Raw genomic sequence first — 26,656 nt, forward strand, 5'->3', positions numbered from 1 at the left:
ACGTACGAGGTCGCAAGCGAGCCGAAGCCGCGTGGTTGCTCGCACTCGTCGCCCACAACCTCCTGCTCGCCATAGCGCAAGGCTGGTTCGACGAGTCGGAAGGCTCATTTCTTCTCACGCCCTGAGCCGAGGCGCCCTCCGGCCCCAGCGCTCACCAGCCCGCGTTCCGTCCAGGGGCGCGGGCTCCGCAGTCCCATCGGTGGTGGTAGCGGTAAGGCTCTACCAGGAGGGTGGGCGTCAGGGACTCCGAGACAGACGGGAAGGCAACGGACGCGCCAAGATCTCTCGTCAGTGCCTGGGGACGCGGCGCATCCCCACGCTCGACAAGCCTCTCTGCGAAAGGCAGGCATGGCAGAAGTGGGCCAATCGCCAGCAACTCCGGATTCGCTGGCGATTCACCGTGCCGAAGGCCCGAGCGAAGTTCCATTACCAACCCGCAGACTTCACCCGGTCATAGGATTAGCACGGCGGCCATCACTCAATCGTGGAGTTCGTCACCCGGATGGGCGTGTCCGAGTGGTTCGAGATCTGCGGATAGGTCACGTACCAGGAGCCGCCCTTGTTGTTCTGGATGACCGAGCGGTCGATGCGGATGTCGCCCGAGTGGTCATTGGTCACGAAGAAGATGGCGCTGCCGTGCGCGTTGACCTCGTTGTGTTCGATTCGCGTGCCGCAGAGCGACAGCGTCATCGTGTTGCCGTCGTTGTAGATGGCCCCGCCGCTGCCACCACCCGGCGTGCCCGGCTGGGCGGGATTGGCGCCGTTTCCGATGGCCCGGTTGTGGGAGAAGAGGCTGTTGATGATCGTCCACGACACGCCAATGCTGCTGATGCCGCCGCCGTTGGAGCCGACCCCGCCGTAGCCCTCCTTGCCGCCGAAGGTCGTGTTCACCACGAAGACAGGCCGGTCGTCGTACTGGTCGAACACCCGCAGCGCCGCGCCTCCGACGTCCGGTCCGGTGTCCGCGCACAGGTTGTTGAAGAAGCGGGAGTTGAGGACCTTCACCCGCCCACCGCGCACCCAGACCGCGCCGCCGCCGTCGTACTCCTTCTCACTCTTGGAGCTGGCGTCCACGAAGGTGAGGTTCTGGATCGTCAGCCGCGGGTGGTCCTGGTCCTGGCAGTGAGAGGTCGTCCACACCTGGGCCTGGTCGCAGGTGTTCATGTAGAGGATGCGGTGCTTGCCCGCGCCACTGAGCGTCACCAGCCCCTTGCCGTCGATGACGATCTCCGGCCCCTTGTCATTGAAGACCTTCGCCGTCCGGTCCAGCGTGATGACGACGGGCTCCGGGCCGCAGTCGAAGGTGATGACCCCGCCCTTCGCCACGGCATTGACGAAGGCGTCCGAGGTACAGCTGGCCGGCGTCCCCGTCCCGACGACGGTGGTGGGCCGGGACACATCCGCGAGCCCGGCCTCGGCAGGCACGGTGCACGTCGCCTCGGCGTTCGGGTTGCCGGCCGGGGGCCCATCCTTCGGGTTGGTCAGTGGGTTGGGAACGTCCACGCCCTCATCGTCCGAGCAGCCAGCGGCGCACACCAGCGCGACACCCACGGTCAGGGAGCGCAACGTGGACATGGGGAACCGGTGAAGTCTCTTCGGGTGCATTCAGCCTCCAGGAGGGAGGCAGTCTAGGGCGACGGCGCACCCGGGATGAACAAGGGTCATTCCCGGCGTCACAGCGAGGACCGCTTGCGGCAGTCGGGGATTTGGGGCACGAGACGCGCCTGTGATCGTCCGTCCCCGCCCTGGCTTCTTCAAGCTCCTGTTCGTCGTGCGCGGCACCATCCTCCCGCGCGTCCTTCCTCACGTGTTGGGGGTCGCGGCGCTCGCCACGTTGGTCGTCCTGACGCTCAAGCAGGGCTACATCCGGCTTCCCATCACCTCGCCCGCGCCGCTGTCGCTGCTCGGCATCGCGCTCTCCATCTTCCTCGGCTTCCGCAACAACGCTTGCTACGACCGGTGGTGGGAGGGACGGAAGCAGTGGGGCGCGCTCATCATCGAGGTGCGCGCCTTCACCCACGCGACCATCGCGCTGCTGGACGACGGACGCGCCGAGCTGCCTGTCGTGGGACGGCAGGCGGCACGAAGACTGGTGCACCGCACCATCGCCTTCCCCTACGCGCTCGCCGCGCACCTTCGCTCGCAAGACGCCGGAGAGGCCATTGGCCGCCACCTGGAGGAGCCCGAGCGTTCGCGCGTCCTGGGCAGCGGCAACCGCCCGAATGCCCTCCTGCGCGAGCACCAGCTGGAACTGGCCCGCCTGCTCCGTGAGGGCCGCCTCACCGACATCACCTGGGCCGCCTTGAACGAACGGGTGCACTCCATGATGAGCATCTTCACCGCCTGCGAGCGCATCCGCCTCACGCCCCTGCCCTTCGCCTACACGGTGCTCCTGCACCGCACGGCCTACCTCTTCTGTCTGCTGCTGCCCTTCGGCCTCGCTGAGTCGATGGGTTGGTTCGCGCCGGTGCTCACGGCCATGATCGCCTACACGTTCTTCGGCCTGGACCTCCTGAGCGAGGAGCTGGAGGAGCCCTTCGGAGAAGCTCCCAACGATCTGCCCCTGCTCGCGATGTCCCGCACGGCGGAGATCAACATGCTGGAATCGCTGGGAGAGCCCCAGCCGGAGCCGCTGCGCCCCAAGGACTTCGTCCTCGGCTGACGGAAACATTCTTAGCAGTATTTTCAGCGAATACTGCTTTGGCTAGCTTCCCAAGGAAGCGCCAGGAATGACCCTGGCGCGCATTCCGAGGGAACCATGCTCAAGCTCTTGTCGTCGGCCGTCCTCAGCCTGCTGCTGTCGCTGGGGCTCGTGCCCGCTCCATCCGAGGAGCCAGCACCGGCGGCGCTCGCCGCCACGACGACCACGGTCGCGACGCACAACACGTGGCACGGGCAGGCGAACACGAGGCCGCTCGCGGACATCATCGGCTGGCAGGAGGTGGACACCGCGGAGGGCCACTCCAAGCTCGATGCGATGGATGCCTACGCCCACTTCCGGCCCGGTGACGGCCGGCTGGACGCGCGCAATTCCATCGCCATCTCCTGGCGCAAGAACAAGTTCGAGAAGACGGGTGACGGCTCCCGCCTCACGCACGGCGGTGAGGCCAACGTGACGCCGTCGCGCTTCGTGAACTGGGTCGTGCTGAAGAACCTGGCGACCGGCGAGAAGCTGGCGTTCATCAACACCCACTACATCTCCGGCGCCTGGAACGGCGAGCACCCGGAGCGTCAGGACCGCTGGCGGACGCACAACACCGTGGTGCGCGAGGTCGTCGCGGAGCTGTGCGGCCGGGGCCTGCCCGTCGTCCTGGTGGGGGACTTCAACCGCGCGCTGTCGCAGGACATCCCCGGGATGAACCACCTGAACACGGCGGGCGTCAGCGGCGTGCCCATTGATCAGATCTACGTCAGCGTGGGCATCGGCACCGGTCCCGCCGAGCGCCTGGAGAAGTACGGCTCCGACCACTTCGCCTACACCGCGACCGTCTCGTACTGAGGAGAAGGCCGGGGCGGGAGGACCGCCCCGGCCCGCCCGCGCTACCAGCAGGTGAACTGGAGGTTGTCGTACCGGACCGACGCGGTGCTGAAGACCAGGGTGCGCATGTCCCCCTGGGCGAAGCCGCTCTCACCGCAAGCGCAGGTCGCCCCGGTGCCCGTGCACGACGTCCAGTTGGTGATGTCCCCGCTCGAGTCCTTTCGGTACTCGGCGTTGAAGACCGCCTTGTTCTTGTTCGTGAACCAGGTCTTGTACGCGCCGCACTCGTTGAACCTCTGGCACTCCTCGTTGATGGCGAAGTCGAAGGAGTCCGCGAGCGCGGGGACCTGGTCCACGTCGTTCTTGAGCGCGATGCCCAGGCACAGGGAGTGGGCGGTGGTGGCCAGCCAGCGGTTGTAGTCGAGCTGGTTCGCCGCCGTCAGGCCCCAGCAGGCCTGGTCGGTGCAGCTGATTTCATCGTCGTGCGAATAGCCGTCGATGTTGTCCGGCTCCACCGCGTCGCAGCCCTTGTTCTTCGCCAGCTGCATGCGCGACGTCATCACCGTCCGCACCGCCTGCTTGCGGTGGTCCAACCACCACTCACAGCCGCCACCGGCCGTGCACCAGTCGCCCATGATGTGCACGGACTGCGCGCAGTTCTCCCCGGGGGTGCAGTACGTGTCCTGCGGGAACTGGTTCGCGTCTTCCCGCCAGTCCTCATAGGAGCCCGCGCTGAAGTAGCAGACCACCTTCTTGCCGGCGGTCTTGTACTCCTGGATCTTCGCGGTGCTCGTATTGAAGAGGTCCACGACGTAGACCTGGGCGTTGAGGTTGGTGGGAATGGCGTTGTGCTCCAGGTCCCACATCCAGGTGGTGCCCTTGGGGAAGGCCGCCACCGTGCAGGAGGAAGCCTCACCACAGACGTTCGGAGTGCCGCCACCGCCGCACGTCTGAGGACTCTGGCAGGCGCCACAGCTCGCGACCGTGCGGGCCTGTCCACAGTTGTCGGTGCCGCTCACCTGACCGCAGCTCGCGCCCTGCCGCGCGCAGAAGGCCGCGTCCGTTTCAGCGGTGCACGTCGTGGAGATGTCCCACGCCACCTGGAGCCGGAGGCTGTCCAGCTGCGCCGCGTCCGTCCCCGCGCCCTTGATGATGCGCGCGCGGATCTCCCCGGTGCTCGACACGAAGTTCGACGCGACCTCGGTGGTGGGGAGCGCGAGCGTCAAGGCCGGCGTCCACACCCAATCACCGCGCCCCTGCGAGTTGGCGATGCTGACCCAGCTGGAGGTGGAGAACCTGTACAGCTGCCACTGGTAGTAGGACGCGGCGACGCCGGGCCCCTGGTACTTCGTCAGCAGGCTGAGCTGGGTGACCTGGGCCGGGGTGGGCGCGGCCTGAGTGAGGCTGGAGAGATTGAAGGACAGAGAGCCCGAGTAGCTGGGGCTGAACTCGATGTACTGCGCATAGCAGTCCGCGTACGCGCCGACCGTGCAGTTCGCGCTGTTCGTCTTGAGCACGGCCATGCCGCCGCTCTTGCCCGACGCGTCCGTGTTCGCCTGCGTGCTCGCGGAAGCGAAGTCGATGACCTCCGAGCCCGGCAGCGACTGCTGTTGAGCCTCCGGCTCCCGCACGTCGTCCGCCTCCAATGGCATGCATCCAGGTGTCAGCAAGGCAAGGCAGGGGAACAGCCAGGCACTCCAGTTCGACATTGCGCCTCCAGGGGTTTGGGCCCGGCTATCACAAAAGGCCACTCCATCACTTAGCTCTTGCACTAAGTGTCTGAAGACGTTACTTAGCCTCGTGGAAAAGCATCCGGAAACGCTGAATGGAATTTTCCAGGCGCTCGCGGATCCGACCCGCCGGGCGGTGATTGCGCGTCTGGGAAAGGGCCCCGCCAGCATCAGCGACCTGGCGAAGCCCTTCGACATGGCCTTGCCGTCCTTCATGAAGCACATCCACTTCCTGGAGGGCAGCGGGCTCATCCGCACGCACAAGGAAGGGCGTGTGCGGACGTGCGCACTGGAGAAGAAGTCCTTCGCCGCCGTGGAGTCGTGGCTGTCCGCTCAGCGGGCCCTCTGGGAAGCCCGCACGGACCGGCTCGAGCAGTTCGTCACCGCCACATCACCCAAGGAGTGAGTCGAATGTCCCCTGCCCTGAATCCCGAGCTCGACCTGAGCATCTCGCGCATCATCAAGGCGCCGCGCGCTGTCGTCTGGAAGGCCTGGACGGACCCTGCCAGCTTCGAGCAGTGGTGGGTGCCCGCGCCGTCGCGGTGCAAGGTGTTGGAGATGGACCTGCGGCCCGGCGGCGCGCTGGTGACGCACTTCAGCGAGACGGCCACCAGCGACTTCGGGCCTCACCTCAGCGCGTGCTTCCTCGCCGTCGACTCGCTCGAGCGCATCGTGTTCACGAACGTGATGGTCGCCGGCTGGCGGCCCGCGGACGTGTCCGGCATGCCGCTCATGACCGCCATCATCACGCTGAAGGATCATCCGCAGGGCACCGACTACAACGCCCACGTGATGCACAAGAACAGCGCGGACAGAAACATGCACCATGACCTGGGCTTCCACGAAGGCTGGGGCACCGTCACGGCGCAGCTCGCGGCGATCGCCGAACGGCGCGTGTGACACCTGTGTCCGGCATCCGCGGGCGCGAGCTCTGACAACCTTGTCGTGCGCGGGCGCGAAGGCACTCTGAGCGGGCCTCATCCACGCGGGTGGAACGACCCTTGCTCCAGCAAGGATCCGTCCCCATTCGCAGCAGGAGGCATGCGTTGAACAAGGCGATGCTGATTCCGGTGCTCCTTCTCCTCACCGCGACCCAGGCCCAGGCCGTGGAGCCGCCGGGGCCGCGGCCCTCCGTGGGAGAGCGGCCCGCGCACGCGCTCTGGATCTCGCCGCTGGTGACCGGTTCCCTCCTGCTGACGGGGCCACTCGTGGGCGGCACGCTCCACGTGGCGCTCCCTGTCGGCACGAACCTCCAGCTGTCGGACCAGACCGACCTGGTCATTGAAGTCACGCCCCGGTACGCGCGCCGCCGCTGCACGGATGACATCGGCAACTGCGGCACGGGCCGGGCGCTCACGGTCTCCACGGGCGTGGCCTGGACGCCATGGCCCCGCGCACGGGGCGACGGCTTCTTCCTCCAGCCCAAGCTGAGCGGCATGGTGAGCAACGAGAAGGACCGGCCCGACGCAGACAAGGGCGAGCCCGCCAATCGAAGCACGACGGGAGGCCAGCTCACCCTGGGCCTGGACCTGGGCTACCGGAAGACGTTCGCACGCACGAACTTCTATCTCGCCGCGGTGTTCGGCGCGGCCGTGGGCTACAGCTGGAACCAGCAGCGCAAGGAGCTGGACCTCGGCGGCCAGTACAGCCTGCCGTGGGGTGATACGCGCAGGAACGGGCGCATCGTGGACATCAACATGGACATCCTGCGGGTGGGCTTCAGCTTCTGATGCTCACGCGGCCAGGACCGCGAGCCGGACCAGCTCACGGAAGTACCTCGCCGCTGGGTCCGCATGCGTTCGGTCGTGCCAGCACAGGGCCATCTTGACGGTGTGCGCGGGGACCGGCGCGTTGACACAGCGAACGCCCAGGCGCGCTCCCTGCGCCGCGACGAGTGACGCCGGCAACGTCGCGACCAGGTCGGTCGCGGCCACGATTGCCGCCGCCGTCAGGAACGAGGGCACCGTCATGGCGACCTCGCGGCGGATGCCCGCGCGTGCGTACGCGGCGCCAACGAGGTCCCGGAAGCCCTTGCCCGGGACCATCTCCACGCCCACGTGACGGAGCGCACCGAGCACACGCGCGGACAGGCGCTTCGTGAGTCCAGGGTGGTCGCGGGCCACGAGGACGGTGCGCTCGTCCAGCAGCGGTTCGATGTGCAGACCCGCGCCCCGCCCGGCGAGGCCGATGTGCAGGTCGACCTGTGACGAGGTCAGGTCCCCGAGCGCCACGAGCGAAGCGATGCCGACCACGGAGAGGCGCGCGTTCGGCATCTCTCCAGCCATCCGGGCGGCGATTCGCGGTCCCCATGTGACCTGCCCCGCATCGGCGACGGCGAGCGTGAAGGTGCGCGTGCAGCGGGCCGGCTCGAAGGGGGCCTCTTGCAGCCCGGACTCCAGTTCGCGCAGGCCTCGGGCGATGGCGGGAGCCAGCGCGAGCGCGCGGGGCGTGGGGACGATGCCACGGCCCTTGCGCGTGACCAGCGGGTCGCCCACCACGGACCTGAGGCGCGCCAGGCTGTTGCTGATGGCGGAGGGCGTGACGTGGAGCCGCTCGGCCGCGCGCACCACGCTGCGCTCGGTGAGGACGGTGTGGAGCACCAGGAGGAGGTTGAGGTCGAGGGCGGCGATCGAAATGCTCACGGTTGGTGAGCCTAGACCTCACGAACCATCACTACCAGGGAGGTGTCCCCTTCCCCATCATGGGTGCATGCACAGACTGCTCGGCTGTCTCGTCGCGGGCGTGCTCATCGCATGCCACGCCTCTCCACCGCTTCCTTCCCGGAGCACTCCCATGCCCATGGTTCACCAGATCCAGGTCCTGGATTCTTTCATCTCCTACCGCGAGGCCGGGACGGGCTCGCCCATCGTGTTCCTTCACGGCAACCCCACGTCCTCACACGTGTGGCGGAACGTCATTCCGCCGCTCGCCGGCCGGGGCCGTTGCCTCGCGCCCGACCTCATCGGCATGGGGGATTCGGGCAAGCCGGGCATCCCGTACCGGTTCGAGGACCACGCGAGGTACCTCGATGCGTGGTTCGACGCGCTTGGCCTGCGGGACGTCGTGCTCGTCGGCTACGACTGGGGCGGGGTGCTGGCCCTGGATTGGGCGCGGCGGCATCCGGACCGCGTGCGGGGAGTGGCCGTGTTCGAGACGTTCCTCCGCCCCATGCGCTGGAGCGACTGGCCTCCTCAGGGCGAGCAATTGTTCCGCGCCCTGCGCACCCCAGGGGTCGGTGAGCAGCTCGTGCTCGAACAGAACGCGTTCCTCGAGAAGTCCTTCGCGAACGGCGTCAAGCGCGGGCTCGCGGAGGGTGATCGGGCCATCTACCAGGCCCCGTATCCAGACGCGGCGTCGCGACGCCCGGTGCTGCAGTGGCCTCGGGAGATTCCAATCGATGGTGAGCCCGCCGACGTCGCCGCGGTGATTGAGAGCTATGACGCGTGGCTCGCGCAGCCGTCCGTGAAGCCGGTGCTCCTGCTGACGTTCGGCGACACGGGGCTCAACGCGCCGAGCATCGTCGAGTGGGCGCGAGCCAATCTCCAGTCCCTCGAAATCGTCCCGCTCCATCGCGCGGGGCACCATGCGCCGGAGGACGCGCCGGAGGACATCGTGCGCGTACTCCAGGCCTGGATGGACCGCTCCGCGTGGTGAGCAACCCGGGCTCGTCCACCAGGTCAGCGCCTCCGCCTGCCGCCTCCCCGCCTTCCTCCGTACGTTGAGCCCTTGCCATGATGATGGCCCCGGTTGCCCCCACGCTCCGGTTCCTGCACCTGGGGCCGACGCTCGCGGGTGGCCTCGGCGATTTCGTCCGGCATCCAGGGTCGGTCGAGCAGTTCCTGGAGCTCCAGAAGCGAACGGGCCTGGAGCACACCCCGCCGGCCACGAGCCACGCTGAAGCGCTGGGAGCGGTCGAGCACCGGCAGTTCCTCTTCCACCAGGGTGCGGGCGAGCTTCTCCGGCAGGTGCAGCCGCACCACGCCCCGCAGGGCCCCGTCCGACAGCTCCTCCACGTCGTACTCCAGCGGCACCGCCTGCTCGCGGACCTCCACGTTGTCCGGGAGCGCCAGGAGTGCCCGGCGCGTCGCGGGCGGCACGAGCGCGTCCAGGTCCAGCCGCAGCGGGCGCTCCCGGAAGTCATCGAGCGTGTCCACGCCATCGAGCTGCGCCTCGTAGAGCGCGGTGAGCTCCGGGAACCCGAGCGGCGCGGTCATTCCTCCCGAGCGCCGCCACAGCTCGCGCACCTCGGCGATGGCGACCCGGTGCCGGTCCACCGCGGGATGCGGCGCCTCGCCCCGCGCCAGCGCCTCCGCGAGCGCGTGCCGGGCCGCCGTGGCCAGCTCCGGCCCCCAGGCGCGCAGCACGTCCACTTCCTGCTCCAGCGTGAAGCCGAAGTAGTCCAGCCGCTTGACGAGCACGACCGAGCGGAAGCGCACGTCATACACGGGCGCCACCGCGTGACGTTGGGCGTAGCGGCGCAGCAGCGACTGGGGCAGCTGGGTGCCTTCGATGGCGCCCTGCGACTCGCCGTTGCGGTCGGCGAAGTAGCGCAGCGTGCCCGCCACCGCGCCCAGGTTGCCGCACACGCTCGTCTTCGACACGCGTGTGAGCTCACCCCAGGCCGTGCGCTCGTCGATGACCAGGTCGAAGGGCATGAAGCGCGCGAGCAGGTCGCAGAAGCGATGGTGGATGCTGGGGCTCGCGAAGGGCATGCGCGCGGGCAGCGCCAGCCCCACGCTCCGGTACACGCTCGCCATCGCGAGCGCCGCGTCCTCCAGGGCCTTCACCAACACGCCTCTCCCCTCCGCCCACGCCGCGAGCTTCTCCGGGTCGAAGACGTGGCGCGGCAGCCCCTGCACCTCCCCCACCGTGCCCGCCACACGGAAGGCCTCGGCGTACAGGTTGTACGCGGTCAGGTGGTCACTGCCCTGCACGAGCACCTCTTCCAGATTCCGCTCCTCGCGCGTCATCCGGTGCAGGGACTCCACCGCGCTGCACACCGCGAGGAACGGCAGCAGCGCGTCCTCCGCGTTGACGATGAGCTCCGCCCACGGACGCTCCACGGGCAGGGCCTCCACCGCCCGGCCATAGGCGGACAATCGCCCGTCCGCGTCCACGATGCCGCGCGCCTCCAGCTTCGCGAGCGCCCTCCGATAGGCGGCGCGGTCCAACGGCACGGGCAGGTCCAGCTCATCCGCCCGCACGCCCAGCGCCGCCGCGGTGAGCGCCACCCGCTCCGGCTCGCCCGCGAGCTGGAACTCGGGCTCGGTGGGCCGCAGCGAGGCGAAGTGGATCAGCCGGTCGCTGAGGATGAAGACGCGCCCGCCCGCCACGCGCCCGTGCACGCGCCCCGCCATTTGCAGCAGCTCGTTGTTGCCCAGGTGCACGCGGGTGAGCACGTTGCGGCCGCCCTCCACCACGTTCGTGAAGCGCAGGTCGTCGATGACGACGGTGTCGAGGCCCGGCACGTTGAGCGCGCTCTGCCCCGCCGCCGTCATCGTGAGCACGAACGGCCGGGGCGCCGTGCCCTCCAGGAAGGGGCGGATGGCGCGCAGCGGCTCGCCGCCGTGGTAGTGCGCCGCATGGACATCGGATGAGCGGGCGCGCACGTGGGCCGCCGCCTCCTCCACTCCGGCGCGCGTGGCCAGGAACACGCCCACGCCACGCCCCTGCCGCTGCACGTCCTGGAGGAAGGCGTCGTCGAGGAAGGACAGCGGCTTGCGGCGCTCCACCTCCACCTGGGCCCCCTTGCCCGGATCGAAGGTGGACACCTGGAGCACGTCCGCGCTGTCCAGGTAGCGCGCGTAGAAGGCCGGGTCCACCGTGGCGGACAGCCAGATGAAGCGGCAGCCCACGCGCTTGCCCAGGGCCAGGCACAGCTCCAGCTCCGCGGAGGTCTGGTGGATCTCATCCACGATGAGCGTGTCCTCACGCCGGATGGCGCCTCCCTGGAACCAGCGCCGCGCGATGCCGGTGGTGACGATGGCCACGTCCGCGAGCGGCGTCTCCGCGGTGGCCTCCCGCTCGCGGTTGACCACCGCCACCCGAAGGGGCCGCCGGCCCGTGAGCTCCTCCGCGATGGGGCGGATGGCGAGCGTCTTGCCCGTGCCGGTGCCCGCGACGATGCCGAACCCCTGCCCGCTCCGGGCCAGCGCGAGGAGGTGCTCGCCGTGGTGCTCTCCCAGGTACGTGCGCAGCTCCAGCCCGAGCGCCAGCTCGATGGTCTCGCACGCGGCGCGCGTGGGCGCGATGACCACCACCCGCCCGCGAGGGAGCATCGTGGAGGAGGAAGCGTCAACGGGAGGTGGCAGGTAACGGTCGGTGGGCGTGCGCACGAAGGCCAGTGATACGCACGGGAGGTGTCCCGGGGAAGCGTTAGATGCGTCCGGGACCGGTCAGAACGAGGCAGGCAGCCGCGCACGCCAGGGCTTCAGGCATCACACGGGCGCCTGGCCCCATGGCAATGCCCTCAACCCACATGAGAGCCGAGGACGCGAATCGCGCGTCCCCGGCGCGTCAGGGTCAGCGGCTCATGTCGCCTCCACCCGAGCCCGAGCCACCCGAGCCCGAGCCACCCGAGCCCGAGCCCGAGCCGCCAGTGCTCGAACCACTCCCACCGGGCCCACAATCACCCGAGCTGCCAGTGCTTGAGCCGCCGCTCGTACCACCTCCGCTAGAGGTACCTCCGGTGGTGGAGCTGCCGCCCGTGCTGGAACCACCCGTCCCCTGGTTCGTCCCTGCACCTGATCCGCCAACGTCGCCAGAGCCCGTCTCGGCTCCCTCCGTTTCCTTGGAGCTTCCGACGTTCGTCCTGCCTCCGATTCCTGGCTCCATCGTTCCGGAGCCACCCGTGCCGATCCCCTCACTTTTCGTGGTCTTGCACCCCGCGCCAACGAGCAGCGCCGACACGAGCGTTCCCAGCAGTACCGCCTTGAATGCCTTCATTGCATGCACCTCCCTCACCGGCCCGGGGGAAGGTCGAGAAACAGCTCCTCGGGAGCCACTGACCTTGGGGATGGGTGCGAGGTCGGGAAGGCACACCTCGGATGAGACGGGGAGGCTTCATCGAAGGGGCGTAGGCACCGGCTCCCGGCCCGTGGTGTCAAGCCTCGTCCAATCGAGGACTCGTCTCTAGAATGGACGGGCCGTTCAACCCGGGAGGTCATACATGCGCAAGGGAATCGCGAAGTTCGTGTTCATGATGGGCGTCGTGGCTGGTGGCGCCGTCGGAGCGCTGATGCCCACCAACTCCGAGGCCATTGGCCTCTGCTCCAACATCTGCATGAACGAAGACTGCTCATGCTTCCGCCAGTGTGGCGGCGCGGGCGGTGGGCAGTGCGTGTGTTCGGACGAAACCATCTGCCAGTAGGCCGCAGCGGATGAACCGCGTCCGGGCCCATCACGGGGCCCGGACGTACCCGCCTCGCCCGGTTACAAACGGCCAGAGCCCCGCATGAAAACAGCGAAGGCCGTGCACCGCCACGCCCTGTCGCGAGAACTCACCGAAGCAACTTCTCGCGCGGCATCCGGCCGGGCACCTGGGTAGCATGCGCGGCCATGAGCCTGTGCCAGAATGAGTTCGTCTCCCGCGCGGAGGCCGTGCGCGCCCGGCTCGAAGGCGCCGTCCTCGAAGCGCTCTCCCATCACGGTGAGCCTTCGGTCTCGGACCTCGCCGCTGTCTTTCGGAAGGACGCGCAGCGGTCTCCGTCCCAGGTCGCGGAGGCGCTATGTCCCGGCCCCCTGTCGCCCATCGGCTTCGCGGCCCTGGTGATGCGCGAGCTGCTGGCGCCCGAGGACTCGGTGCTCGAAGGGACCCTCTCCGAGGTCCGGGTCATCACGGGCAACGCGCGGGCCGCCGGCTTGCTGCGTGTCACCGCGCCCCTCGTCGTCCTCGGGGACCTGGAGGTGGCGGGCGTGCTGGAGGACTGCGGACCGGATTCGACGGTGGTGGTCGTGGGCCGTTGCACGGCATGGGGGCTCCAGACGTCTGGGAACTTCCTGGTGCTCGGCGACCTCGTGGTCCGGGACGCCATCCAGGGCATCTACAACGACGACAGCCTCGTCGTGGCGGGTGACCTCACCACGCGCTTCCTCGACGAGAACGATCACGACGTCACCTGCTACGGCGAGACCCACACCGAGCAGCACCTGGAGAACGGCCGCCCCGGCGAGGAGGCCGCCTCGCTCGCGTCCACCTTCCTGCGCCCCGAGCTGTGGAACCTCGATCTGGGGGAGATCCACCACAACGCCTTGTTCAAGCGCATCCACGAGGGCGAGCCCGTCTTCACGGACACGCTCCAGCCCCAGCAGGTCCGCGAGCCGGATGAACCCACCGCCGAGGAGCTCGAAGGCCTGGACATCGCAGGCATCGCGGCCCAGGCGTCGAAGAACGCGCGCGCGAGGGACGTCGTCTACGCCCAGCGCAAGACGGGCGAGGTGTGGCTGATGCGTCCAAGCAGCCTGCCCCTGCACATCTTCGACGGGAAGCAGTTCCTCGGACAGGGGACGCCCCCGGAGCTCGACGTGAAGCAGCGGGCTTCGGAGCGCGTCACCTTCTGGCGCAAGCGGGGCGACCTCTTCATTGAGATCGAACGCTTCGGCGCCATCGTGCAGTTCCACGCGGGACTCAACAACGGGTCGATGCGCACGTTCCGCTTCGCCTTCGAGACCTCCGACGCCGCCGCACAGGAGGTGCGGCGGCTGGAGGCCCGCTACGAAGGAGACTTCCTGCGCGTCACGACCGTGGTTCCCGGCCGGGGCCCGCTCGAACGGGAGTTCGCGAAGTACGGCGGACCGAAGAACGAGTACACGTCGGCCATCGTGGACGGCACCACGCTGGTCACCCGCGACGACGAGCGCCAGGACTTCGATGACGAGGCCTCCGCCCTGAGCGCCCTCGAGGATTGGATCGCCGAGAAGCGCCAGGCGGGGTTCGACCTGAAGATCCTGGAGTGGAAGCCCTTCGGCCTCCTGGGCAGACGCTAGGACTACTCCAGGGTCATGTAGTCCGGCTGGTACACCGACCGGTTGCGCAGCGGCGAGGGGCCACCGCTGTTCACGCAGTAGCCGGTCGGGTTGTCGCAGCCGGACTCGGGGTTGCCCCAGTACGCCGTGAGGTTCATCCAGGCGAGCGACCCCGTGTACGTCCCCGCCGGCTGCCATGGAATGATCACCACGTTGCTCCAGGTGTCCCACGCGAGCCCGGCGCCGGTGTCGTCCGCCAGGAAGTCGCCGTTGAAGATGGTTTCGTAGATGTGCCGCGCGGCGTCCGGGTAGAGGCCATGCGAGCCATTGGCGGAGAACACCTCTGGATGCCAGCCGCTGAGGAACACGGCCTTGTCGCCGAACGTGAAGGTCTGCCCGTTCGCGTGCTGGCTCAGGTAGACCTGCGCGGGGCGCCCGTCGATGAAGCGCACGGTGAGGTGCTCCCAGTCCCCCACGTGGTTGCCGAAGGTGGAGTAGCCGCCCACGCAGCCCCAGGGCGAATACCAGCCAATGCACACGCGCTTGCCATTGTTGTAGGGGTAGAAATTCCAATACAGCACGTCCGTCACGTTCGTCGGCAGACCGCCCTGGGTGCGCGTGATGACCTGCGCGTAGACGGGCACCGGCGTCTGGTTGGGGCGCTGGCCGTCCAGGAACTGCGGATCCGTGCAGGAGTCACAGCCCAGCGCCTGGTTCGTCACCAGGTGGCCGTTCTCCTCGTGGACGTTGGCCAGGTGGAACTGAGTGGAGGACGGGAAGTAGGCCTCGTCCGGATGCAGCCACACGCGCGGCGCGAACGCCGCCACCGTCTGCGCGTCCACGGGCAGGCCCCGCAGCTCCGCGTTGGACGTGGCGCTCTTGTTGAGGACCCAGTAGCGGTTGCCGCCCGTGTCGCCGTGACTGGGGCGGGAGACGAAGGTGGACGCGGGCAGGCCTCGGTGGTCGCGCGCCGCCGCCTGCCACACGCCGATGTCGTCGTCCGCGCCGGAGCCCCTGTCGTCCCACACCCAGGCGGGATTGGCGGGCAGCACGTATTCGCTCCGCACGCAGCGGATGAGGTCCGTGGAGGGCTTGGAGTAGCCCAGCACCGCGACGTGGCCCAGGCAGGTGTAGCCCGCGGGCGCGACCGGCTCCCAGAAGGAGACGTCGTGCGTTCCACCGGAGCCGGAGTCGTCCCAGATCCAGTTGTAGTTGGACGGACGCGCGAGCAGGTCCCCCTCGCCGCGAACCACGAACGTCGTCGCGGGCGCCTGTCCCCGGTTCGGCATGGCCACGTCGCCCAGCGAGAAGAAGCCCGGCGTCTGGGAGAGGTCCGGGCGCCAGACGGCGATGTCGTTCGTCGCGCCGGTGCCGTGATCGTCGTAGATCCAGCTGAAGCGGCTCGTGGGCCGGACCTCCAGCGCCTTGGGATGGCGCAGCACCCCGGAGTCCGACGCCAGGGTGAACTCGGCGCTCTGGCCCGACAGCGCGGTCGCGGCGACGAGTTGGTAGCTGCCCGGGGCCAGCGTGACGACCAGGCGCGAGTTCGTACCGCCACCGCCGTTGTTGTCCTGCGCGAGGATGGTGCCGTTCGCATCCAGCAGGTACAGCCAGGCATCCGCGGACGACGTCAGCGTGAACGTCACCGGGTTGCTGGACGTCTGTGCATCCAGCAGGAACACCCGGTTGCCCGGACTGGAGGGGCTCTGTCCTCCCGAGCCCTGCCAGAAGCCGTAGACGGTGTTCGCGTGGGCTGCGTTCGCCACGAGCGAAGACGTGGCGAACGCGACGAGGGATAGGAATCGCCGGAGGTCCATGGATACCTGGGGAAGGAGGAAACCCAGGACCCTACTCCGGGACTGCTATTGCCGGACGTCGTTCACGTGGTTGTACGGGGCTCCGAGGGGAATGGCTTCGCCGTTGGCGGCCGTGCGGTTGACGGTGGAGACGCTCCACACGTCCAGCGTGTCATCGTTGTCCACGTTGCCCACGCACGCGGCCGTCACGACGCAGTCGGGACAGGTCCCCTCCACGCCGGGCTTCACTCCCGCCCGCGCAAGCGCCGCCTGGATTTCAGCCGGATCGATCGCGGGGAAGTCTCCTGCCACGGGGAAGACGTCCTCCGGCATCCGCAGCACATAGGCATAGCGATTGCGCGGTCCCGGCTCGAAGCCCATCGCCTCGAAGCTGCCCAGGGGCTGCTCGTCCACCATGCTCACCCTCGCAGCGGTGAAGATCGACCTCAGGTTCATCTTGCACTCCGCCTGCTTCGAGCGCGCCTGGAACTGGATGAAGTTGGGGATGGCGATGGCTGCCTGGATGCCGATGGTGAATAGCCCCAACCCCGCCACGCAGAGTGCTGCGATGGCGAGCCCCCTGCGCCCGGCGTGCTCCGGCTTGCCTGTCTTCACCATCGCCAGGATGGCCAGCACGAGCCCTACCGGCCACAGACAGACGACGCACAGGCCTGCGATGGCGAAGCCCAGTGCGACTCCGGGCAGGACGGTCTTCTTCGGCGCGGCGGACTCAGGGGGTCTGTGGGTCGTCACGCCCCGCATCGTAGTGCCGGGCGTACTGCTGACGGAGCACGAACTTCTGGGCCTTGCCCGTGCTGGTCTGCGGCATGGCCGGGAGCAGGACGATGGCCTTCGGCACCTCGAACCCACCCAGGTGCTGGCGGCAGTGGGCGTTGATCTCCGCCTCCGTGGCGGAAACGCCAGGCTTGAGCACGACGAAGCCCGTCACCGCCTCCGCCCAGCGTGAGTGCGGCAGACCCACCACCGCGACCTGAAGCACCGCGGGGTGACGCAGGAGGACCTCCTCGACCTTGATGGACGGGACGTTCTCTCCGCCCGTCTTGATCATGTCCTTCTTGCGGTCCACGAAGAGCAATTGGCCATCGGCGTCGAACATGCCCAGGTCGCCGGTGTGGTGCCAACCGAAGGCGCTCGCCCGCGCGGTCGCCTCCGGGTCCTTGTAGTAGCCGAGCATCACGTTGGGCCCGCGGTGGACGATCTCCCCCACCTCGCCGCGCCCGAGCAGCCGGCCCTCGTCGTCCATGATGGCCGTCTCGTTCGTCACGACCGAGTCGCCCCAGTACGAGCCGAACCGCTTGAGCTGCTGCTCCGGCTTGAACATGGTCGTCGCCGGGTACATCTCCGTCTGCCCCGACGCGAGCGCGAAGCCGCCCGGGCAGAAGTGCTCGATGAGCTCCACGAGCATCGTGCGCGCCATGGGCGCCATCACGTAAAGACACAGGCGCAGGCTGGACAGCTTCGTGGCCGGACGCGCCGGGTGCGCCAGCATCGCGCCGTACATCACCGGCAGGCCCAGCAGGAACGTGATGCCGCGCCGTTCGACGGTCGCGAGCATCGCGCCCGGGTCGAAGGCCCGCCGCACGACGACGGTCGCCCCGGCCAGCAGGAACGTCATCACGATGGCGTGCTGCGCGCAGTGGAACATCGGGAGCACGCAGATCGTGGAATCCGTCGGCCGCATGCCCAGCTCGAACAGGTTCCCGCTCAGCGCCGCGTGCACCGACGCATGCGAATGCATGACGCCCTTCTGCTGGCCGGTGGTCCCACTGGTGTACATGATCTGCGCGAGCTGGCCGCTCTGGATGTCCACCTCTGGCAGCGTGCCGTGCTGCCCCTCCAGCGTGTCCAGGAACGCGACCGTGTCTCCGCCCGGCGCCGCCTGACCTTCCGGCACGCAGACGATGATGCGGGTGCCCAGTGCATCGAGCATCGCCCGCAGCCCGGGCTTCGCGAGGAGCTCGGCGTCGACGACGGCGTGCGTCGCCTCGGCGTGTTCGACGATGTACTGGACGGCCTCCACGGAGAGGCCGGTGTTGATGGGCACCCAGACGAGCCCTGCCTTGTAGATGCCCACGAACGCGGTGAGCATCTGCGCCGAATTGCCGCAGAGCATCGCGATGCGCGCGCCCTGGGGCAGCCCTTGCGAGAGCAGGTAGTGCGCGAACGCGTTCGAGCGCCGGTCGAGTTCCGCGTAGGAGAACTCGAGGTCCCCGTCGACGAGTGCCGTCCGCTCCGGCCAGCGCAACGCCGACCGGTGGACGATGTCTCCCAGCGAGACGCGGCTGATGCGCGGGGCCTGAGGTGCCTGGATCGCGGACATCGTGTGCTCCATTCCGCCCGTTCGGGCGTCGGGTCGAACCGGGTGCTCCCGCAGCCTATTTCGGCGCGGCCCACGCCGGAGGCCGGCGCTCCAGGAAGGCGAGCATCCCCTCCTGGGCCTCCTCGGAGGCGAACAGCCGGCCGGAGAGCGCGACCATCTCCGCACCCCCGGCATCGATGCGCGCGCGCAGGCCAGAGGCCACCAGTTGCTTGGTCTCGCGCAGGCCCTGCGGAGACGACACCCGGAACGTCTCCAGGATCTGCTCGACGGCGCCATCCAGTGACGCGTCCGGCACGGCGGAGGTGATGAGCCCGATGCGCGCGGCTTCGGCCGCGTCGAAGGCCTCACCGGTGAGGAAGTAGCGGCTCGCCGCCCGGCTGGTCAGGTGCGGCAGGGTGGTGAGGGAGATGACCGCGGGCGTCACGCCAATGCGCGCCTCCGTGAAGGCGAACTTCACGGACTCCGCGACGACCGCCACGTCGCACGCGCCCACGATGCCGATGCCGCCCGCCCTCACCTGCCCCGCCACCTTCGCGACGACAGGCTGGGGCAGCGTCACGATCGTGCGCAGCACGTCGAGCAGCACGCCCGGCGCCTTCGCGGCGCCACCGTCCGCCATCTCCGAGAGGTCCGCCCCCGCGCAGAACGCGGGGCCGGTGGCCGCGAGGACGACCGCGCGCACGCTCGAGTCGGCGCCCACGGCGTTCAGCCGCTCCAGCAGCTGCGTGACGAGCGCCCGCGAAAGCGCGTTGCGGTTGCGCGGCGAATCGAGCGTCAGGGTCGCGACGCCACGAGAGACTTCGTACCGGACGAGCGGTGCTTCACTCATGCTGCCTCCTTCGCTGCGGGGGAGACGACCGCGACGACATGCCGTGCCGGCACCTGCGCCCCGACCGTGACGTTCACCGCCGTGACCACGCCATCCGTGGGTGCGATGAGGGACGACTCCATCTTCATCGCTTCGAGCACCACCAGCACGTCGCCCTTCTTCACGGTCGCGCCGACTTCGGTGCTCACCCGGATGATGCGGCCATCCATGGGCGCCCGCAGGCGGCCGTCGCTGGCGCGCTCGCGTTCAGAGGGCAGCCGGAAGGAGACGTCGCGCAGCTGGCGCGTGATGCCGTCCAGCGAGCACCACAGCGTGCCACCCGCCCGGCGGTAGCGGACCGCGCGACGGCGGCCCGCCACCTCCACCTCCGCGCGTTCGGCACCGAGGCCGCGCAGGGAGAGCGCGAACGAGGTATCACCGACGCGGACCGCGTAGGCCTCCGGAGCGACGGGGCGCACCGAGGCGCGGAACTCCGAAGCACCGTCATGCAGGCTGACCGGCACCGGCAGGGCATAGGAGCTGCTCCAGCCGGTGAGCGTCGCGTCGAAGCCCCCCTTCCGCGCGAGCGCCTGCGCGTCGTCGTGGAAGAGCAAAGCGGCCAGGATGGCCTGGTCCTCCAGGGAGGCCTTCCCGAGCTCTTGCAGCATCTCCGGCGGAGTGTGCGCGCCGACGAAGCCCGTGTCGTACCGGCCGGAGCGGAACGCCTCATGCTCGAGGACGTGCTGGATGAACGCACTGTTCGTCGTGACGCCGAACACCGTCAGCTCGCGCAGCGCCGCGGCCAGTCGCTCACGCGCCGTCTCGCGGTCCGGTCCGTATGCGATGAGCTTCGCCTGCATGGAGTCATAGAACGGCGTGATGTCCTGCCCCTCGCGCACGCCATGATCCACGCGGACGCCCTCCCCCGACGGCGGCTCCCATGCGAGGAGCCGGCCCGTCTGGGGGAGGAAGCCCCTGGCCGGATCCTCCGCGCACAGGCGCGCCTCGATGGCATGTCCGCGCCAGGTGATCTCCGGCTGCGTCAGCGGGAGCGGCTCGCCGTCCGCGACGCGCAGCTGCCACTCGACCAGGTCGAGTCCGGTGATGAGCTCCGTCACCGGGTGCTCCACCTGGAGGCGCGTGTTCATCTCCATGAAGAAGAAATCGCCGTTCGGAGCCAGGAGGAATTCGATGGTCCCCGCGCCGCGATACCCGATGGCGCGGATGGCCTGCACCGCCACGGACCCCATGCGCTCGCGCAGTTCGGGCGTGACGGCCGGAGACGGGCTCTCTTCAATCACCTTCTGGTGCCGGCGCTGAACGGAGCAGTCGCGCTCGCCCAGGTGCACCGCGTTGCCATGCGCGTCCGCGAAGACCTGCACCTCCACGTGACGCGCGCCTTCAATGGCCCGCTCCAGGATGAGCTCGCCGCTGCCAAACGCGTTCGTCGCCTCCGAGCGCGCCGAGCGGATGGCGTCGAGCAGCGCGCCCGGCTCGCGGACGAGCCGCATGCCACGTCCACCACCGCCCGCCGCCGCCTTCACCATGATGGGGAACCCGACGCGCTGACCCTCACGGACCAGGGCCTCGTCTTCGAGTGACTCGCCAGGGCGTGCCGCCTCGTAGCCGGGGATACAGGGCACGTCCGCTGCCTGCATGCGCAGCTTCGCCTGCCGCTTGTTCCCCATCAGCTCGATGGCTTCCGCGGGCGGCCCGACGAAGACGAAGCCAGCCTCCGCGCACGCACGCGCGAAGTCCTCGTTCTCCGACAGGAAGCCGTACCCGGGATGGATGGCATCCGCGCCGGAGGCCTTCGCCGCGGCGAGGACCCGCTCGATGGAGAGATAGGACTCCCTCGCGGGCGGAGGCCCCAGGTGCATGGCCTCGTCGGCGAGCCGCACGTGAGGGGCATCGCGGTCCGCGTCGGAGAAGACCGCGACCGTGCGCAGTCCGAGGCGGCGACATGTGCGCAGCACGCGCACGGCGATCTCACCCCGGTTCGCCACCAGCACCTTGTGGATGCGTTTCATGATTCTCCTCGCTACAGCCGGGCGACGCCGAAGGAGTTGGGCGACAGCGTGCGGCGCGAAGCCTCGTCGCACGTGGCCAGGATGAACCCGAGCACCCGCCGCGTGTCCCGGGGGTCGATGACGCCGTCGTCGAACAGCCGCGCGCTGCATTGGAAGGCGTCCGACTCGCGGTCGAACTGCTCGATGAGTGGCTTCGCCATCCCGTCCAGGAACTCCTGGTCAGGCGGCAGCCCCGCGCGCCGGGCCTTCTCCGTGGCGACGATGGTCAGCACCTTCGCCGCCTGCTCGCCGCCCATCACGGCAGTGCGCGCGTTGGGCCAGGCGAAGATGAAGCGCGGGTGGAACGCGCGTCCGCACATGCCGTAGTTGCCCGCGCCGAACGCACCGCCCAGCAGGAGCGTCATCTGCGGCACGGTCGCGTTGGCCACCGCCTGAAGCATCTTCGCGCCGTGCTTCACGATGCCGCCCTGCTCCGACTGCGTGCCCACCATGTAGCCCGTGGTGTTCTGCAGGTAGATGATGGGCGTGCGCGCCTGGCAGCAGAGCTGGATGAACTGCCCCGCCTTCGTCGCGCCCTTCGCGGTGATGGGCCCGTTGTTGCCAATGAGGCCCACCGCCCGGCCCTCGATGCGCGCCCAGCCGCAGACAGTGAGCGCGTCGTAGTCGTCCTTGAACGGCGAGAAGTCCGAACCATCCACGAGCCGCGCAATCACCTCGCGGCAGTCGTAGGGCTTGCGGTGGTCCATGGGCACGACACCGCACAGCTCCTCCACCGCGTAGCGGGGCGGCTCGAAGGCGGGACGCGCGGACGCCAGCAGGGCGTCATTCCACCCGAGCGACGCGACAATCTCCCGCGCGATGCGGATGCCATCGGCGTCGTCCTCGGCGAGGTGGTCGGAGGTGCCGGCCACGGTGGTGTGCATCTCCGCGCCACCCAGGTCCTCGTCCGTGGCGACCTCGCCCGTGGCCGCGAGCAGCAGCGGCGGTCCAGCGAGGAACACCTTCGCCTTGCCGCGCACCATGACGACGTGGTCGGACAGGCCCGGGATGTACGCGCCGCCTGCCGTGCTCGAACCGTGAACGACGGTGACCTGGGGGATGCCGGCCGCGGACAACTTCGCCTGGTTGTAGAAGGTCTCCCCGCCCGGGATGAAGATCTCCTGCTGGTAGAGCAGGTTCGCCCCGCCGCTCTCCACGAGCGACACCACGGGCAGCCGGTTCTGCAGGGCAATCTCCTGCGCACGCAGCGCCTTCTGGACACCCCAGGGCGTCGCCGTGCCGCCCTTCACGGCGGAGTTGCTCACGAACACCAGGCAGCGCACGCCGGACACGAAGCCAATGCCGATGATGGTGTTCCCACCGGCCAGCGAGCCGTCGCTGTCGTCGTGGTGCTTGTAGCCACAGAGCGTGGAGAGCTCCAGGAAGGGCGAACCCCGGTCGAGCAACAACGCCAGGCGCTCACGCGGGAGCAGCTGCCCGCGCTGCTTGAACTTGTCCCGGGCCAGCTGCTCGGTGTCGCGCGACTTCTGCTCGATGGCGCGCAGCTCCGCGACGCGGGCGAGCATCTCCTGGCGCTGCGTGGTGAAGGTGGCGGAGGCCGGTTCGACCTGGGAGGCGAGCGTGGGCACGTCACTTCTCCTTCGGGCCGTCGAGGATGGCGGGCCCCTTGGCCAGGTGGAACCCGTCGTAGGGCTTCGAGTTGGAGTGCTCCGACAGCGGGAACGCCTTGGTGTTGCAGGACGCGCCGCCGTCGATGCGGATGACCTCGCCGGTGATGAACGCCGCCACGTCGGAGAGCAGGAACACGATGGCGCCGCTCACCTCCGCCTCGGTGGCCAGCCGGTGCAGGGGCACCTGCTTGCGCAGGAAGGGGATCATCTCGCGGACGAAGGGGTCCTCGTAGGTGTCCAGGCCGCTGGAGGCCACCCAGCCGGGCGCGACGGCGTTCACTCGAACGCCGGAGGCGGCCCACTCGACGGCGGCCGTCTGCGTCAGGTTGAACATGCCGGCGCGCGCCGCGCCCGAGTGCCCCATGCCCGGCATGCCGTTCCAGGCATCCGCGAGCATGTTCACGATGGCGCCGCCGTGCTCGCTCATGGACTGGGTGAACACCTCGCGCGCGACCAGGAAGCCGCCGGTGAGGTTCGTGGAGACGACCGCCTCGAAGCCCTTCTTGGAGATCTGCGACAGCGGCGACGGGAACTGCCCGCCAGCGTTGTTCACGAGCCCGTGGATGCGGCCGTGCTTCTGGACGACGGCGGCGACCATGTCGCGCACCGCGGCCTCGTCACGGATGTCCACGGCGTGCTGCGTGGACGCGTGGCCCTCGGCGGAGAGCTCGCCAGCGACCTTCTCGAGCTTCTCCGTCTTGCGGCCCACGAGGACGATGTGCGCGCCGAGCGACGCCAGCTCATGCGCGGTGCACCGGCCAATGCCACTGCCGGCGCCGGTGACGATGATGGTGCGGCCCGCGAAGGAGTTCGGGGCGAAGACTGAACGGTATCCCATCGTATTGCTCCTCAGCCGCGCACCTTGCGGGGCAGCGTTCCCATGGCCTTGCTGATGATTCCGAGCATCACCTCGTCGGCGCCGCCGCCGATGGACCCCAGACGCAGGTCCCGGTAGGCGCGGGCGACGGGGTTGTCCCAGGTGAAGCCCATGCCGCCCCAGTACTGGAGGCAGCCATCGACGAGCTCGCGAGCAAGCCGGCCCGACTTGAGCTTGCACATCGAGGCGAGCTTCACGACCTCCGGGTCGTCCTTGTTCTCGATGTACATGGCGACGGTCCGGTAGATGAGCGCCCGGAGCGACTCCACCTCTGTCTGCAACTCAGCGAGCCGGAAGTGCACGCTCTGGTTGTCGAGGATGGACTGGCCAAAGGCCTTGCGCTGGCGCGTGTACTCCGCCGTCTGCGCGATGAGCCGGTCGAAGGTGACCAGCGTGCTCGCCGACACGAACAGCCGTTCCTCCTGGAACTGCTGCATCTGCATCGCGAAGCCGCGCCCCTCGTCGCCAATGCGGAAGCGCGCCGGGACGCGCACGCCGTCGAAGAAGAGCTGCGCCGTGTCGGACGCCCACATGCCGAGCTTGCGGATCTTCGACCGCGTGATGCCGGGGCTGTCCATGGGCACGATGATGAGCGACTTGTTCGCGTGCGCGGGCCCGTCACCCGTGTTGGCGAGCAGGCAGATCCAGTCCGCCTGCATGCCGTTGGTGATCCACATCTTGCTGCCGTCGATGACGTAGTCGTCGCCATCACGGCGCGCCGTGGTCGTCACGCTCGCCACGTCGGAGCCGGCACCGGGCTCGCTCACCGCGATGGAGCAGACGCGCTCGCCCGTCAGCGTGGGCGCCAGGAACTCCCGTCGCAGCGCATCACTGCCGAAGCGCGCGAGCGCGGGCGTGGCCATGTCCGTCACGACGCCGATGGCCATGGGCAGCGCGCCGCAGGTGCAATGGCCCAGCTCCTCCGCGAAGGCGACGGAGAACGACGCGTCCAGCCCCAGCCCGCCGAACTCCGTGGGCTTGGTGATGCCGAGCAGCCCGAGCTCGCCCAGCTTCTTGAAGACCTCTCGCGCCGGGAAGATCTCCGCCGCCTCCCAGGCGTCAATGTGCGGGTTCAGCTCCTGTTCCACGAACTTGCGGACGGTCTGGCGGATGGCGCGGTGTTCCTGGGTCTGCTGCATGGGCTTCCTCGGTGGGCTCGGGCGCGTGCGAAGGCGCTACAGAAGCGATTCAGGGACGTCGACATGGCGCGAGCGCAGCCACTCGCCGAGCGCCTTGGCCTGTTGATCGAAACGGGTGGAGGACGAGACACCTTCGCCGAGCAGGCCCTCGATGACGAAGTTCAGGGCGCGCAGGTTCGGCAGCACGTGCCGCTGGACCTTGAGCTCCCGCGCCTCCGGAAGCAGCTTGCGCAGCTGCTCCTCCGTGAGCGTGTGCACCAGCCAGCTCCAGGCCTCGTCGGTGCGGACCCAGACGCCGATGTTCGCGTCCCCACCCTTGTCTCCGCTGCGCGCCAGGGCCACCTGGCCGAGCGGTACACGCCGGGTGGGGCCCGCCAGCAGCGGCGCGGGCAGCGACGGCGCGGGGACGGCTTCGAGCCCCCGCGTCTCCTTCGTCGGCAGCACGTCGATGCGCCGGCCATCCGGGAGCACCGCGACGTGCGGCACCTTGCGCGCATCCACATACGCCGGCGTGTAGACGCCGAAGGGCGAAGCATCACCGGGCAGCGAAGGGAGGAAGAAGCCGGGGTAGCTGGACAAGGCGAGCTCCACCACGGCGCCGCTGAAGGCACGGCCGGCGACCTTGGGGTCGGCATCCTTCACGGTGACCCGCAGCGTCGCCGACGCCTGCTCCTCGCTCGGAGCGTCGGCGTGGTCGGTGCGCGCGAGCGTGTAGAGGACTTCGGCGGGCCGGGGCTCGAGCGTCGCGTCGAGTTGGGCGCGCACGAGCGCGGCCTTCTCCTCGATGTCGAGGCCGACGAGCATGAACTGGGCCTCGCCGCGGAAGCCGCCGAGCCGGTTCAGACACACCTTCACGTCCGGAGGAGGCGGCTCACCGCGCACGCCAGACAGGCGCACCCGGTCCGTGCCGTCGGCGTCCACCACGATGGTGTCGAAGCGCGCCGTCGCGTCCGGGCCTGCGTAGCGGGCACCGCCAATCTCATAGACGAGCTGGGCCTTCACGGTGTCGACGGTGACGGCGCCGCCGGTGTACGGATGCTTGGTGATGATGCTGGACCCGTCCGCGAAGATCTCCGCGAGCGGGAAGCCGGGCCGGCGCACGTCGAGTTCACCGAAGCGCGAGAAGTTGCCGCCGGTCGCCTGGGCTCCGCACTCCAGGACGTGGCCCGCGACCATGGCGCCAGCAATGCGGTCCCAATCGTCGCGCTTCCAGCCGAAGTGAGCAGCAGCGGGACCGACGACGAGCGATGCGTCCGTCACGCGCCCCGTGACGACGATGTCCGCGCCCGCTTCCAGGCACGCGGCGATGCCCCAGCCACCGAGGTACGCATTCGCGGTGAGGGGCTGCTCGAAGCCCAGCTCGTCCGCGCGTCCGACGAGGTCATCGCCTTCGACGTGCGCGACGCTGACGGTCAACCCAAGCTTCGTGGCGAGCGTGCGCAGGTCGTTCGCGAGCCCCTCCGGGTTGAGGCCACCGGCGTTGGCGACGATGCGGACCTTGCGCTGCACCGCGAGGCCGAGCGTCTCCTCCAACTGGCGCAGGAACGTCTTCGCGTACCCACTGGACGGGTTCTTCAGCCGATCCCTGCCCAGAATGAGCATGGTCAACTCCGCCAGGTAGTCGCCGGTGAGGACGTCCAGCGGACCGCCCTCCAGCATCTCCCGGAACGCGGAGAAGCGGTCGCCGTAGAAGCCGGATGCATTGCCGATACGCAGCGAACGCGCGTCCATCTCACCTCCAGAACCAGGGAGCGGCGAGTCTGTCCCCCACGTCCAAATAAAGCAATCACGATTGCTTTTTTCTTCCCGTCGCAACACTGTGG

General features: G+C 69.0%; 21 protein-coding genes. 8 read left to right on the top strand and 13 right to left on the bottom strand.

Translation table 11 applies throughout. From position 1 onward, the window contains the following. Positions 1-474 precede the first annotated feature (474 nt). Complete coding sequence (locus tag D7Y11_RS14270; RefSeq protein ID WP_126933971.1) at positions 475-1,605, bottom strand: hypothetical protein; 1,131 nt, start codon at positions 1,603-1,605, stop codon at positions 475-477. Between the two features lie 121 nt (positions 1,606-1,726). Here D7Y11_RS14270 and D7Y11_RS14275 point away from each other — a divergent pair, with 121 nt between their 5' ends. Both D7Y11_RS14275 and D7Y11_RS14280 read left to right on the top strand, forming a co-directional pair. Further along, on the top strand, positions 1,727-2,662 hold the full coding sequence (locus tag D7Y11_RS14275) for a bestrophin family protein (protein WP_126933972.1): 936 nt from the start codon (positions 1,727-1,729) through the stop codon (positions 2,660-2,662). A gap of 96 nt (positions 2,663-2,758) precedes the next feature. Then, on the top strand, positions 2,759-3,499 hold the full coding sequence (locus tag D7Y11_RS14280) for an endonuclease/exonuclease/phosphatase family protein (protein WP_126933973.1): 741 nt from the start codon (positions 2,759-2,761) through the stop codon (positions 3,497-3,499). A gap of 41 nt (positions 3,500-3,540) precedes the next feature. Here D7Y11_RS14280 and D7Y11_RS14285 read toward each other — a convergent pair whose 3' ends face one another. Continuing rightward, a complete protein-coding gene (locus D7Y11_RS14285) occupies positions 3,541-5,130 on the bottom strand; it encodes an endo alpha-1,4 polygalactosaminidase (RefSeq protein ID WP_158641942.1) in 1,590 nt (529 codons plus the stop codon). Between the two features lie 148 nt (positions 5,131-5,278). Between D7Y11_RS14285 and D7Y11_RS14290 the strand changes: the two genes are divergently transcribed. From D7Y11_RS14290 to D7Y11_RS14300, 3 genes are all read left to right on the top strand, one after another. After that, on the top strand, positions 5,279-5,614 hold the full coding sequence (locus D7Y11_RS14290; protein ID WP_126933975.1) for a metalloregulator ArsR/SmtB family transcription factor: 336 nt from the start codon (positions 5,279-5,281) through the stop codon (positions 5,612-5,614). A 5-nt stretch (positions 5,615-5,619) separates the two neighbouring features. Beyond that, complete coding sequence (locus tag D7Y11_RS14295) at positions 5,620-6,108, top strand: SRPBCC family protein (protein ID WP_120574747.1); 489 nt, start codon at positions 5,620-5,622, stop codon at positions 6,106-6,108. Positions 6,109-6,254: 146 nt separating this feature from the next. Further along, positions 6,255-6,938, top strand: coding sequence for a hypothetical protein (locus D7Y11_RS14300; RefSeq protein WP_126933976.1), 684 nt, complete (start codon positions 6,255-6,257; stop codon positions 6,936-6,938). A gap of 3 nt (positions 6,939-6,941) precedes the next feature. Here D7Y11_RS14300 and D7Y11_RS14305 read toward each other — a convergent pair whose 3' ends face one another. Continuing rightward, positions 6,942-7,850: a LysR family transcriptional regulator gene (locus D7Y11_RS14305; RefSeq protein ID WP_126933977.1), complete on the bottom strand. Its 909-nt coding sequence runs from the start codon at positions 7,848-7,850 to the stop codon at positions 6,942-6,944. A gap of 151 nt (positions 7,851-8,001) precedes the next feature. Here D7Y11_RS14305 and D7Y11_RS14310 point away from each other — a divergent pair, with 151 nt between their 5' ends. Then, positions 8,002-8,862: a haloalkane dehalogenase gene (locus D7Y11_RS14310; RefSeq protein ID WP_126933978.1), complete on the top strand. Its 861-nt coding sequence runs from the start codon at positions 8,002-8,004 to the stop codon at positions 8,860-8,862. 23 nt (positions 8,863-8,885) lie between these two features. Here D7Y11_RS14310 and D7Y11_RS14315 read toward each other — a convergent pair whose 3' ends face one another. Then, positions 8,886-11,486 (bottom strand): DEAD/DEAH box helicase, encoded by a 2,601-nt coding sequence (locus D7Y11_RS14315; protein ID WP_233607288.1) that lies wholly within the window; start codon positions 11,484-11,486, stop codon positions 8,886-8,888. An 890-nt stretch (positions 11,487-12,376) separates the two neighbouring features. Here D7Y11_RS14315 and D7Y11_RS14320 point away from each other — a divergent pair. Beyond that, on the top strand, positions 12,377-12,577 hold the full coding sequence (locus D7Y11_RS14320; protein ID WP_121778793.1) for a hypothetical protein: 201 nt from the start codon (positions 12,377-12,379) through the stop codon (positions 12,575-12,577). Positions 12,578-12,765: 188 nt separating this feature from the next. Then, positions 12,766-14,193 carry a hypothetical protein gene (locus D7Y11_RS14325; protein ID WP_121778792.1) on the top strand — a complete coding sequence of 476 codons (1,428 nt, stop codon included), beginning with the start codon at positions 12,766-12,768 and terminating at the stop codon, positions 14,191-14,193. 2 nt (positions 14,194-14,195) lie between these two features. On the opposite strand, the gene D7Y11_RS14330 is transcribed toward D7Y11_RS14325, so the two are convergent. The 9 genes from D7Y11_RS14330 to D7Y11_RS14370 are packed head-to-tail and all read right to left on the bottom strand — an operon-like array spanning position 14,196 to position 26,564. Continuing rightward, entirely contained in the window at positions 14,196-15,989 is a 1,794-nt protein-coding gene (locus D7Y11_RS14330) for a Vps62-related protein (RefSeq protein WP_199753733.1), read from the bottom strand. Between the two features lie 45 nt (positions 15,990-16,034). Next, a complete protein-coding gene (locus D7Y11_RS14335) occupies positions 16,035-16,730 on the bottom strand; it encodes a pilin (protein ID WP_126933980.1) in 696 nt (231 codons plus the stop codon). Then, a complete protein-coding gene (locus D7Y11_RS14340; RefSeq protein ID WP_126933981.1) occupies positions 16,699-18,309 on the bottom strand; it encodes an AMP-binding protein in 1,611 nt (536 codons plus the stop codon). Before D7Y11_RS14340 ends, D7Y11_RS14335 begins: the two co-directional genes overlap by 32 nt. A gap of 55 nt (positions 18,310-18,364) precedes the next feature. Next, entirely contained in the window at positions 18,365-19,138 is a 774-nt protein-coding gene (locus D7Y11_RS14345; RefSeq protein WP_121751539.1) for an enoyl-CoA hydratase family protein, read from the bottom strand. Beyond that, positions 19,135-21,147, bottom strand: coding sequence for an acetyl-CoA carboxylase biotin carboxylase subunit (locus D7Y11_RS14350; protein ID WP_126933982.1), 2,013 nt, complete (start codon positions 21,145-21,147; stop codon positions 19,135-19,137). Before D7Y11_RS14350 ends, D7Y11_RS14345 begins: the two co-directional genes overlap by 4 nt. Before the next feature lie 11 nt (positions 21,148-21,158). Next, positions 21,159-22,775, bottom strand: coding sequence for an acyl-CoA carboxylase subunit beta (locus D7Y11_RS14355; protein ID WP_126933983.1), 1,617 nt, complete (start codon positions 22,773-22,775; stop codon positions 21,159-21,161). Between the two features lies 1 nt (position 22,776). Next, complete coding sequence (locus D7Y11_RS14360; RefSeq protein ID WP_120574759.1) at positions 22,777-23,655, bottom strand: SDR family oxidoreductase; 879 nt, start codon at positions 23,653-23,655, stop codon at positions 22,777-22,779. Between the two features lie 11 nt (positions 23,656-23,666). After that, positions 23,667-24,833, bottom strand: a complete 1,167-nt coding sequence (locus D7Y11_RS14365; RefSeq protein ID WP_120574760.1) for an acyl-CoA dehydrogenase family protein — start codon at positions 24,831-24,833, stop codon at positions 23,667-23,669. A gap of 36 nt (positions 24,834-24,869) precedes the next feature. Next, the gene (locus tag D7Y11_RS14370; protein ID WP_126933984.1) at positions 24,870-26,564 is read right to left on the bottom strand and encodes an acyclic terpene utilization AtuA family protein; all 1,695 of its coding nucleotides are present in this window, start codon (positions 26,562-26,564) and stop codon (positions 24,870-24,872) included. Positions 26,565-26,656: the final 92 nt, after the last annotated feature.

Source organism: Corallococcus sp. AB018 (assembly GCF_003986945.1).
In the GTDB taxonomy this organism is placed as follows: Bacteria; Myxococcota; Myxococcia; order Myxococcales; family Myxococcaceae; genus Corallococcus; species Corallococcus exiguus.

Excerpts from the sequence above, each read along its gene's own strand:
- D7Y11_RS14310 (WP_126933978.1), top strand. The coding sequence starts at position 8,002 with ATGCCCATGGTTCACCAGATCCAGGTCCTGGATTCTTTCATCTCCTAC.
- D7Y11_RS14365 (WP_120574760.1), bottom strand. The coding sequence starts at position 24,833 with ATGCAGCAGACCCAGGAACACCGCGCCATCCGCCAGACCGTCCGCAAG.
- D7Y11_RS14360 (WP_120574759.1), bottom strand. The coding sequence starts at position 23,655 with ATGGGATACCGTTCAGTCTTCGCCCCGAACTCCTTCGCGGGCCGCACC.
- D7Y11_RS14315 (WP_233607288.1), bottom strand. The coding sequence starts at position 11,486 with ATGCTCCCTCGCGGGCGGGTGGTGGTCATCGCGCCCACGCGCGCCGCG.
- D7Y11_RS14325 (WP_121778792.1), top strand. The coding sequence starts at position 12,766 with ATGAGCCTGTGCCAGAATGAGTTCGTCTCCCGCGCGGAGGCCGTGCGC.
- D7Y11_RS14280 (WP_126933973.1), top strand. The coding sequence starts at position 2,759 with ATGCTCAAGCTCTTGTCGTCGGCCGTCCTCAGCCTGCTGCTGTCGCTG.
- D7Y11_RS14330 (WP_199753733.1), bottom strand. The coding sequence starts at position 15,989 with ATGGACCTCCGGCGATTCCTATCCCTCGTCGCGTTCGCCACGTCTTCG.
- D7Y11_RS14370 (WP_126933984.1), bottom strand. The coding sequence starts at position 26,564 with ATGGACGCGCGTTCGCTGCGTATCGGCAATGCATCCGGCTTCTACGGC.
- D7Y11_RS14320 (WP_121778793.1), top strand. The coding sequence starts at position 12,377 with ATGCGCAAGGGAATCGCGAAGTTCGTGTTCATGATGGGCGTCGTGGCT.
- D7Y11_RS14285 (WP_158641942.1), bottom strand. The coding sequence starts at position 5,130 with ATGCCATTGGAGGCGGACGACGTGCGGGAGCCGGAGGCTCAACAGCAG.
- D7Y11_RS14270 (WP_126933971.1), bottom strand. The coding sequence starts at position 1,605 with ATGCACCCGAAGAGACTTCACCGGTTCCCCATGTCCACGTTGCGCTCC.
- D7Y11_RS14295 (WP_120574747.1), top strand. The coding sequence starts at position 5,620 with ATGTCCCCTGCCCTGAATCCCGAGCTCGACCTGAGCATCTCGCGCATC.
- D7Y11_RS14340 (WP_126933981.1), bottom strand. The coding sequence starts at position 18,309 with ATGTCCGCGATCCAGGCACCTCAGGCCCCGCGCATCAGCCGCGTCTCG.
- D7Y11_RS14350 (WP_126933982.1), bottom strand. The coding sequence starts at position 21,147 with ATGAAACGCATCCACAAGGTGCTGGTGGCGAACCGGGGTGAGATCGCC.
- D7Y11_RS14345 (WP_121751539.1), bottom strand. The coding sequence starts at position 19,138 with ATGAGTGAAGCACCGCTCGTCCGGTACGAAGTCTCTCGTGGCGTCGCG.
- D7Y11_RS14335 (WP_126933980.1), bottom strand. The coding sequence starts at position 16,730 with ATGCGGGGCGTGACGACCCACAGACCCCCTGAGTCCGCCGCGCCGAAG.